Annotated in this window: 1 pseudogene; it reads left to right on the top strand. The window is 47.9% G+C overall.

Going from position 1 to position 361, the window contains the following annotated elements:
* A pseudogene (locus KDM89_RS20490) lies at nt 1-270 on the top strand (nitronate monooxygenase); the annotation flags it as partial.
* Between the last annotated feature and the right edge of the window lie 91 nt (nt 271-361).

Raw genomic sequence — 361 nt, 5'->3', positions numbered from 1 at the left:
CTCGATGGCAACGGCAATTGCGCCTACATTACCTCGTATAACCGCGAAGTCGCTGCGCATCCGGATGCGAAAAAAGTCGTGGTGATGGACAAGACCTGTCTGTGTACCCATATGCGTAACTTCAAATGCTGGACTTGCGGCCAAACCACGTATCGTCTGAAAGACACCACACGTAAAAATCCGGATGGCAGCTACCAGTTACTGAGTGCTGAACATGTATTCCGTGATTACCAATTCAGTACCGATAACCAGATCGCTTTACCGGGCTGATGTAGATACCCAGCACTAATAAAAACGCCGCTGAGATTTCGTTCAGCGGCGTTTTTTATTGGCTTAAACTTATGCTTAATCCGGCTCATCC

It is taken from the genome of Cognatundibacterium luofuense (assembly GCF_018139685.1).
Lineage (GTDB): Bacteria > Pseudomonadota > Gammaproteobacteria > Burkholderiales > Burkholderiaceae_D > Undibacterium > Undibacterium luofuense.
This window is presented reverse-complemented; position numbering and strand designations above follow the sequence as displayed.